The sequence below is a fragment of the uncultured Proteiniphilum sp. genome (assembly GCF_937873925.1).
GTDB lineage: Bacteria > Bacteroidota > Bacteroidia > Bacteroidales > Dysgonomonadaceae > Proteiniphilum.
Genome location: NZ_CALNAT010000071.1, coordinates 41,133 through 49,468 on the forward strand (window position 1 = coordinate 41,133; position 8,336 = coordinate 49,468).

Here is an 8,336-nt window from a genome sequence, read left to right on the forward strand (position 1 = left end):
TCAAGATTTAAGATTCAAGATTTGGGATTTGATAATTGGAGGAAATCATTCTTCACTTCTCCACTTCTTGAACTTCTGATTTCTTAGTTTTTAGTTCTAACTTCTAATTTCTTAGTTCCAATTTCTAACTTCTCAGCCAACAAATCATCAAATTAATCAATCAACAAATCAAAGAGGTATGAAAACAAGAATATTCCTTTTCGCATTGGGCGTGATTATCGCCCTGTCCGGTTGTACCGGCAATCATCAACAGAGAGAGACAGCAGGAGAGACTGTTACAGTGGTCCATAGTTTAGATACCGTAGAGGTTCCCGTGAACCCCCAGCGGGTAGTCGTGCTCGATTTTTCTGCCCTGGAAAATCTCGATTATCTGGGCATTAAACCCGTCGCCATTCCTAAATCAGGAGTGCCGAGCCACCTGAGCAAGTACAAAGACGACCCTTCCATAGTAGATGTAGGAACGGTAGTGGAAGTTAACCTGGAAAAAATCAATGAACTGCAGCCCGACCTGATCATCATCGGCGGGAGGTTGGCCGATTTCTATAAAGACCTCTCCGCCATCGCTCCGGTAATCTATCCTACCGTGATGGGAACCACCGATTTCCTTGGCGCTTTTAAAGCCAATCTGGATGATCTCGGGCGGATATTCGGTAAACAGGACGAATTGGACCGGGCATTCGCGGGGATCGAAACGAAGGTCGGGGAAGTGAAAACAAAAGTGGAATCCGCGGACGAAAGAGCGCTTATCCTGCTGCACAACAGGGGACGGTTCAGCGCCTACGGCAGCGGCTCTCGTTTCGGTATTATCCATGATGTACTGGGTTTTCAGGAGGCCGAAAAAGGATTGGGAACACATATCCACGGAACTCCCGTATCGAGCGAATTTGTCCAGAAGGCCAACCCCGATATTATTTTTATTGTCGATCGGAGCATGATCGTGGGAAATGCCGTCATGGACAAAGAAGAGGTGGAAAATAAACTCGTGAGGCAGACCAATGCCGCCCAAAACGGAAAGATCTTTTACCTCAATCCCGAGGTATGGTATCTTGCCGGAGGTGGAATTGCATCCGTGAATATGATGATAGATGAAGTGTCACAGGCACTCTAAAGTAGAAGGCATGTGGTGGATCTACGCTCTCCTTTCCGCTTTATTCGCTGCGCTTACGGCCATCTTTGCCAAAGTAGGCGTGGCGAATATCAATTCTAATCTCGCTACCGGAATACGTACCATTGTCATCCTTATCATGATATGGCTCATCGTTTTCAGTCGCGGCGAAGCGAGAGGGATCCACACCCTCTCCTGGCAAAATATTTTTTTTCTGGTTATCTCGGGAGTAGCTACCGGTCTCTCATGGATCTTTTATTTCAAAGCGTTACAACTCGGTAATGTTACGCAGGTAGCCATGTTGGATAAACTCAGTATAGTGCTGACTATCTTGTTGGCAGCTATGTTTCTGGGGGAAACCATTACCTTGCGTACAGCCCTGGCAGCGGTATTGATCGTTTCCGGGACGTTGCTGTTGGTGGTGAAGTAAGTAGATCGAAAAGCAGACAGGCAAATTATTCTGATTTGCCTGTTTTTGTTTAATTTCCTATTTTTGTTTTTCCTAAACAGATAATCGTTCCTCTTCCATACACCTCGATGTGAAATAATAAAATAATCGTATGAAGTACTGTCTTTTAATTGTTTCCTTGTTTATGGCAACCACTCTTGCGGCGCAGGAGAAACCGTCGCAGCAATGGCTTGACCGTAAGTTTTCCATGTTCATCCATTTTGGGTTGTATTCCGTATACGGAGGCGTGTATGAAGGTAAACCCGTAACGCGCGGGTATAGCGAACAGATCCAGTCGTTCGCAGGGATTTTCAGCGACTGGTATGGCAATACGGCCAACGAATTTAATCCCATCGAATGGAATCCGGACAGCATCGTGGCGCTGGCCCGAGCAGCCGGGATGAGATCGATCGTTTTCACTTCCAAGCACCACGATGGCTTCTGCATGTACCATTCAGCCCATACCGATTTCAATATCGTGGATGCTACGCCTTACGGCAGGGATTTGATGAAAGAACTGGCCGATGCCTGTGAACGGGGAGGGATAGGGTTCGCTGTCTATTTTTCATTGATCGACTGGCATTTCCCGCAGGCATACCCTATTTCAAGCCATAATGCCGACCCGCTTACACCGGAGCATTTCGCGTTCAATCTGAAACAGGTGGAGGAGATCATGACGAATTACGGGCCTCTCTCCGAAATCTGGTTCGATATGGGTTCCCTTACGCCTGAACAAAGTAAAGGACTGTATGAACTGGTCAACCGGCTGCAACCGGAATGTATGATCAGCGGACGATTGGGGAACGATTATGTGGATTTCTCGGTGATGGCCGATAACGAGTATCCCGATTACCAAATCGGCGTGCCTTGGCAGACGGCCGCTTCCATGTTCGATGAAACCTGGGGGTACCGTTCCTGGCAGGAAAGGGGGGAAGTGCAACTAAAGGTGAAAGAAAAAATAGAGAGTCTCATTAAAGTGATCAGCAGGGGAGGGAATTTCCTGCTCAATATCGGGCCGCGGGGGGACGGCGCAGTGGTAGAGTTCGAACGTGAGGTATTGCTGGAAATCGGACAATGGGTGAAAACAAATAGTGAAGCTATCTATGGTACCCGTGCCAACCCGTTCCATCATGCGTTCGCCTGGGGCGATATCACTACGAAAGAAGATCGTTTGTTTGCCTTTGTGGAGAGGATGCCTGCATCCCGGAAAATCGATCTGTCCGGGTTCAATGGCAAAGTAAACGGAGTGACCCTGTTGTCTTCGGGAGATGTTTTGCCTTACTCACAAAACAAAGAGCAGTTGCAGATCGACTTGTCCGCTGTTTCTACCGATAAAACCATTCCCGTGTTGGAGATCACGTTTGAGGACGGATACACCCTCATTCCTCTGTCGGTGGTGACGAACGGGATTTTAACCCCCCGGAACGCTGTTTCCCTTTTTGGTCATTCGAGCCTTAATTACTACGCCGGCTACAAAAGTGTGATAGGTTACGATTGGGTGTTTCGTTCCCGTAAACCTTCCGTTTCACCGCAAATCACTTTCACGGAGAATGAGAAAGGGAGAGAGGTTGAACTGGAAATTGACGGCCGGAAACAATCCGTAACCTTTCAGGCAGATGCATCCGAAACGGTAAAGCTACCCGAAAACAGCCTGAAATGGGGTAATTTATACAGGAAACCGGGTAGGGGTGTTTTCGGGAATGTAGAAGAAGAGGGCATGCAAGAGGTTGATGTGAACGTCGCCGGTTCAGGTTGGGTTGCAGTCGATGATTTCCGTTACGGGGAAAAGCAGACCGAACATATGCTTCCGCGTGCAAGCGTTGTTTTCCTGCAGGAAATAGAATCCACAAACCCACAAACCGTCGCAGTGAAGATCGGGAGCGGCAATGCCGTCTATATCCTCCTTAACGGCGAGTATATCACAGCCCATTTCTCACCCGACAGAATAGAGCAACAGGAAGAGATCGTGTTGTTACCGTTGAAAGAAGGTCGTAATCAACTTATAATTAAATATTATAACGGATTTGAAGAAGAGTTTTCCCACGGCATAACTCCATTGGATGAGTGGACGGTCCATACGCGGAAACTTTCTCCTGTCACATTGGAAAGAGGTGATAATCACCGGGTTTCCATTCGTTCCGGCGATTCACCCTCGAATGTTTCGCCCTTGCGTTTGAATAATATCAGTGTGATTTTCCGTTAGATAGTTGCAGACTTCCCTGCTTCCCGAAATTTTATTATTCACATCTCATTGATTATCTTTGCACCGCAAAAATCACAGAATGAAACCATTATTTATACAATATCCCAAATGCGGCACTTGTCGCAAAGCCGCTAAATGGCTGGAAGAAAATAATGTAGACGTAACTTCGAGACATATCGCAGAAGACAACCCTACCTGCGAGGAGCTTTCGGTGTGGATCGACAGAAGCGGTCTGCCTGTCAGCCGTTTCTTCAACACGTCGGGGATGATCTACAAGGAACAGAATCTGAAGGAAAAGGTGAAAACAGCTACCCGAGACGAGTTGATCGAGGTCCTGGCTTCCAATGGTATGGTGGTAAAGCGTCCTATTATCGTGGCTGACGACTTTGTGTTGGTCGGCTTTAACGAGATAGAGTGGCAGGAGAAGTTACGATGAAACGGGTATGAGAACCATTTTCACACAAGGACTATCGCGAATTCCATACACATAAAGGAAACAAATAAAATGATCGTATGAAAATTGGCGATATAGAATTTCCGGATAACCCCGTTTTTCTCGCTCCGATGGAGGATGTGAGTGATATCGGGTTTCGGCTGCTATGCAAGCAGTTCGGAGCTGATATGGTCTATACTGAGTTTGTGTCGAGTGACGCTCTTATCCGCGATATAAAGAAAACAAAGGAGAAGATTCTTTTCAGTGAGGAGGAGCGTCCTATCGGGATACAGATCTATGGGTGCGATCCCGATGCCATGGTGGAGGCCGCAAAAATCTGCGAAGAGGCCGATCCTGATCTTATTGACATTAATTTCGGCTGTCCGGTAAGGAAGATAGCCGGTAAGGGTGCCGGTTCGGGAATGATGCGTACACCCGATGTGATGCTGGAGATCACCGAAAAAGTGGTCAAAGCGGTGAACAAACCCGTATCGGTCAAAACCCGTCTGGGATGGGATGAGAACTCGAAGATTATCGTGCGGTTGGCTGAACAGTTACAGGATTGCGGTATTGGAGCGCTGACCATTCACGGGCGTACCCGCTCGCAGATGTATAAGGGAGAGGCCGACTGGACATTGATCCGGGAGGTGAAAAATAACCCGCGTATGCATATACCTATTATTGGCAATGGTGATGTAGATACGGTAGAGCGATGCCGGCAGCGTTTCGATGAAACCGGGGTGGATGCTGTAATGATTGGCCGCGGAAGTATCGGCGCACCCTGGTTATTCAGGGAGGTAAAGCATTATCTGCAGACCGGCGAACACCTTCCCAAAGAGCCGTTCCGCTGGTATCTGAATATCCTGAAACAGCAGGTGCTTGAAAGTGTGGGGCGGATCGACGAAATGCGGGGTATCCTCCATATGCGCCGCCACCTGGCCGCTACCCCTCTGTTCAAAGGTATCCCCGATTTCAAAGCCACACGCATCGCCATGCTCCGTGCCAATACCCTCGCGGAACTGTTCTCTATCATGGATGAGATCCCGGAAAAATTTCAGGTGGATTAAACAAACCGGAATAGGGGAAGTCTTACTGAAAAAGCATGGATATGAGGAAGAAGATTTTAGTATTGGCTTTATTATTGTTGACGATTTTGGAAATTTCAGCTCAACAACGATCCATTATAGAAAATGTATTGGTAAACAGTGTAGAAGAAAAAGTTTCTTCTATGCAGAAATTGATCGGCTTTGATGATGCGCAGGCACAACAACTCCGTCAAGTGGAACTGAATTTTTTACAGGAAGTCAATAAAGCCGAACGTTGCTTCTTATGCAACAAGCAAAAACGTATCAAAAAACTGAAACAAAAACGTGATACGGAATTACAAAAAATCCTGGAACGCGACCAATATATCAAATATGACGCTATTGAAAATGAAAGGATACAAAAACGTCCGTTATGGGCAAACTGATAGAGTGAAAAACAGAGAGGCCCAAAAGACCTCTTTGTTTTCACACTGTCTTTCTCTGTAATATTTTTCAGTTTCGTAATTCCTTAAGTTTTTGGAAATCTTCCGCTGTTAATTTCATATTATCCATAATTACAGGTTTGGCTGCATCTTGAGGATTAATAACTTCTTTGATAATGGTTTGAATACTTCGTGTTGATCTGGGTTGGAGGGGTAAGTAACTCTCATCTCCCGAAATTAAATACAAGGCTTGTCCCAATAAAACATCTTTGGTATCGCCAATGGGAACCCAGTAATCGATGTAGCCAAATCCTTCCTGCAATTTATAATCAGGAACTAAATATCCGGGATTACTGAAATTTTTACTATCCTTATCGGTATACATGGCTACGATGGGTTGCATTGCCCAATTTTTCAGTTTGGTTTTTTGGGAAGATGAAAGTTTCGTTTCATCATATATCGGTACTCCTAATTCATCGTCGTATCCGTGAATAGTCCAGGAAGCGGTATATTTTCCGCCTGTATTGCCTCCAATGTGAACCACATCTATATAGGGTTCTAGACAGAACATCGTGAGCTCTGAAGCGGAATAAGAGTTTCCTGTCGCGATAATGTAAACTTTATTTAAATCGAGGTTTGCATTCAAAGGATTATTATCTTCGGCGGTATCATAAACGCCTAAATATTCTTTCCTGTCATATTTATATTTATCTGCCGGTTTTGCTTCATCATACCATTCATCGAATGAGGTATTCAATGAATTGTTGTAATCCATCACTACATAGGGGGATCTGTTTTCCACGGTAGTTCTTGGAGCTATTAAAGAAGCCAGATAGATAGCAGCTGAAACAGATCCACCCGTATTATAACGCAAATCCAGCACCAGGTCGGTTACACCCTCTTGTTTAAACCTATTGAATACCTCATACAGACGATGATTAAAATTATCATAGAAATTAGTATAAAAAAGATAACCGATCTTTTTACTGCCGGCGGTGTAAATATGGTCGTAGAGAACCGGATCTTTATCACTTTCATCAGGGGTAATGGTTACCTCTTTATTCGCTACTATCTGGTTTCCGGAAATTTTATAAGTGGAGAATTTGACGGCGTTATTGCCATAAAGCAGGTCGATCGATTGATCACTGATATAAACATTCCCGTTTCGCTGTTCAGTGGTAATAGGTTGCCCGTTGAGTTTTCCGATTAAATCGAGCCGCTGTAGGCCTGCTTTTGCTGCTGGGGTATTGGGATGTATATATTTAACGACAGCATACACAACATTATTATCCATAATAAAACTAAGATCATAGCCAAACGATAATGCTTTACCTGAAAACTCGGCTAAAAGAGCATTTACATCATCCGTAATCCATGACCAACCGTTCCGGGTATCTGTGGAATGTAAGATCTTATAGAAATAATTTTCGGGATCAACATCGGTAAGTTTTGGCTGCTTGTTTGTTACATTATCCGCCCAGTAATAGTAAAGAGACATCCCGTCATACACAAACTGAGAAACAATATTTACATCTTTTGAAATAGTTGCCTCTCCGGAAACTGCTGCATTGACCGCATAAAGATAAGTTTTATCGTCAAGCGCATAGCCTGCAGCCGGGGGGCTTACTGTGTTGTCTATTACAGCCGGGTAGGTTTTATCAGACCCTTCACTGTATTTTACTATGAACGACTGGGTTGTGGCATCGTATTGAGCCGAAACAATATCTCCCAGTTTTGTATCCGGAGTATCTTTGGGATCGCAGGATGAAACCACGATTATCAATGTGGCAATAAGCGGAAAAATGAAAAATAATCGTTTCATAATTATAGTTTTTGTGGAATCCAATTAGATTGTGAGATTGCGAAAATAGAAAAGAATTGAGCGCCATTTATACAATTTCAGAAGTTTAACATTCCTTTGCCCTGCCGAATAATCTCCGGTTCGTCGGAAGTACAGTCCACTACCGTCGAAGGCTCCATCCCCCCGAACCCGCCGTCGATCACGATATCGGCGATCTCTCCCCATTTTTCGTGGATCAGTTCCGGATCGGTGGTGTATTCGATTTCATCATCTTCATCTTTTACCGATGTGCTCAGCACCGGGTTCCCAAGCTGGGCCACGATCTCCCGGATGATATTGTTGTCGGGCACGCGGATACCGACAGTCTTCTTGTTCTTGTAGATTTTGGGTAATGACGAGGTAGTAGGCAAAATGAACGTGAAGGGTCCCGGTAGATTCCGCTTCATCAGTTTAAAGACGGGAGTACTCACTTTGGCGTATTCGCTGATGACACTCAGGTCGTTGCAGATGATCGATAAATTACTTTTTTGCGGATTGATCCCTTTCAGGTCGCATATTCTCTCTACCGCCCGCACGTTCAGGGCATCGCATCCCATGCCGTACAGCGTATCGGTAGGATAGATCACGATGCCACCGTCACGAAGTACGGAGACCACTTTTTCAATTTCCCGCGGACTGGGATTTTCATTATATAATTTCACTAACATAGGGTGCAAATGTATAAAAAAATAGCTTCAACCTTATCGATCGAAGCTAATTTATTCATAATTAACGGAATATTACCCGTAGATCACATTCCCCTCTTCGTCCCGATTTTCATCTAATCCGTTGCTGTACTGCTTCATCGCACGGAGACTCATGCCCATGCTCGAGAAACC

The 8,336-nt window shown here is 45.1% G+C and carries 8 protein-coding genes and 1 pseudogene; 6 read left to right on the plus strand and 3 right to left on the minus strand.

The window, feature by feature from the left end; all coding sequences use genetic code 11:
* Nucleotides 1-178 precede the first annotated feature (178 nt).
* From Q0502_RS04960 to Q0502_RS04985, 6 genes are all read left to right on the plus strand, one after another.
* Nucleotides 179-1,108 (plus strand): ABC transporter substrate-binding protein, encoded by a 930-nt coding sequence (locus tag Q0502_RS04960; protein ID WP_298647892.1) that lies wholly within the window; start codon nucleotides 179-181, stop codon nucleotides 1,106-1,108.
* Nucleotides 1,086-1,535 carry an EamA family transporter gene (locus tag Q0502_RS04965; protein WP_366521762.1) on the plus strand — a complete coding sequence of 150 codons (450 nt, stop codon included), beginning with the start codon at nucleotides 1,086-1,088 and terminating at the stop codon, nucleotides 1,533-1,535. The genes Q0502_RS04960 and Q0502_RS04965 overlap by 23 nt, the downstream gene beginning before the upstream one ends.
* Nucleotides 1,536-1,665: 130 nt before the next feature.
* The gene (locus Q0502_RS04970; RefSeq protein ID WP_298647895.1) at nucleotides 1,666-3,756 is read left to right on the plus strand and encodes an alpha-L-fucosidase; all 2,091 of its coding nucleotides are present in this window, start codon (nucleotides 1,666-1,668) and stop codon (nucleotides 3,754-3,756) included.
* 79 nt (nucleotides 3,757-3,835) lie between these two features.
* A complete protein-coding gene (locus tag Q0502_RS04975) occupies nucleotides 3,836-4,192 on the plus strand; it encodes an arsenate reductase family protein (protein WP_298647897.1) in 357 nt (118 codons plus the stop codon).
* A 77-nt stretch (nucleotides 4,193-4,269) separates the two neighbouring features.
* On the plus strand, nucleotides 4,270-5,256 hold the full coding sequence (gene dusB, locus Q0502_RS04980; protein WP_298647899.1) for a tRNA dihydrouridine synthase DusB: 987 nt from the start codon (nucleotides 4,270-4,272) through the stop codon (nucleotides 5,254-5,256).
* A 41-nt stretch (nucleotides 5,257-5,297) separates the two neighbouring features.
* Nucleotides 5,298-5,660 (plus strand): hypothetical protein, encoded by a 363-nt coding sequence (locus Q0502_RS04985; RefSeq protein WP_298647901.1) that lies wholly within the window; start codon nucleotides 5,298-5,300, stop codon nucleotides 5,658-5,660.
* A gap of 67 nt (nucleotides 5,661-5,727) precedes the next feature.
* Here Q0502_RS04985 and Q0502_RS04990 read toward each other — a convergent pair whose 3' ends face one another.
* The 3 genes and pseudogenes from Q0502_RS04990 to Q0502_RS05000 form a co-directional block, all read right to left on the minus strand.
* On the minus strand, nucleotides 5,728-7,479 hold the full coding sequence (locus Q0502_RS04990; RefSeq protein WP_298647904.1) for a S41 family peptidase: 1,752 nt from the start codon (nucleotides 7,477-7,479) through the stop codon (nucleotides 5,728-5,730).
* 77 nt (nucleotides 7,480-7,556) lie between these two features.
* Nucleotides 7,557-8,165 carry an L-threonylcarbamoyladenylate synthase gene (locus Q0502_RS04995; protein ID WP_298647907.1) on the minus strand — a complete coding sequence of 203 codons (609 nt, stop codon included), beginning with the start codon at nucleotides 8,163-8,165 and terminating at the stop codon, nucleotides 7,557-7,559.
* A gap of 72 nt (nucleotides 8,166-8,237) precedes the next feature.
* Nucleotides 8,238-8,336, minus strand: a pseudogene (locus Q0502_RS05000) (enoyl-ACP reductase); the annotation flags it as partial.

Bases quoted from the DNA above. Each gene is read 5' to 3' on its own strand.
- Q0502_RS04960 (WP_298647892.1), top strand. From the start codon at position 179: ATGAAAACAAGAATATTCCTTTTCGCATTGGGCGTGATTATCGCCCTG.
- Q0502_RS04965 (WP_366521762.1), top strand. From the start codon at position 1,086: ATGAAGTGTCACAGGCACTCTAAAGTAGAAGGCATGTGGTGGATCTAC.
- Q0502_RS04970 (WP_298647895.1), top strand. From the start codon at position 1,666: ATGAAGTACTGTCTTTTAATTGTTTCCTTGTTTATGGCAACCACTCTT.
- Q0502_RS04975 (WP_298647897.1), top strand. From the start codon at position 3,836: ATGAAACCATTATTTATACAATATCCCAAATGCGGCACTTGTCGCAAA.
- dusB (WP_298647899.1), top strand. From the start codon at position 4,270: ATGAAAATTGGCGATATAGAATTTCCGGATAACCCCGTTTTTCTCGCT.
- Q0502_RS04985 (WP_298647901.1), top strand. From the start codon at position 5,298: ATGAGGAAGAAGATTTTAGTATTGGCTTTATTATTGTTGACGATTTTG.
- Q0502_RS04990 (WP_298647904.1), bottom strand. From the start codon at position 7,479: ATGAAACGATTATTTTTCATTTTTCCGCTTATTGCCACATTGATAATC.
- Q0502_RS04995 (WP_298647907.1), bottom strand. From the start codon at position 8,165: ATGTTAGTGAAATTATATAATGAAAATCCCAGTCCGCGGGAAATTGAA.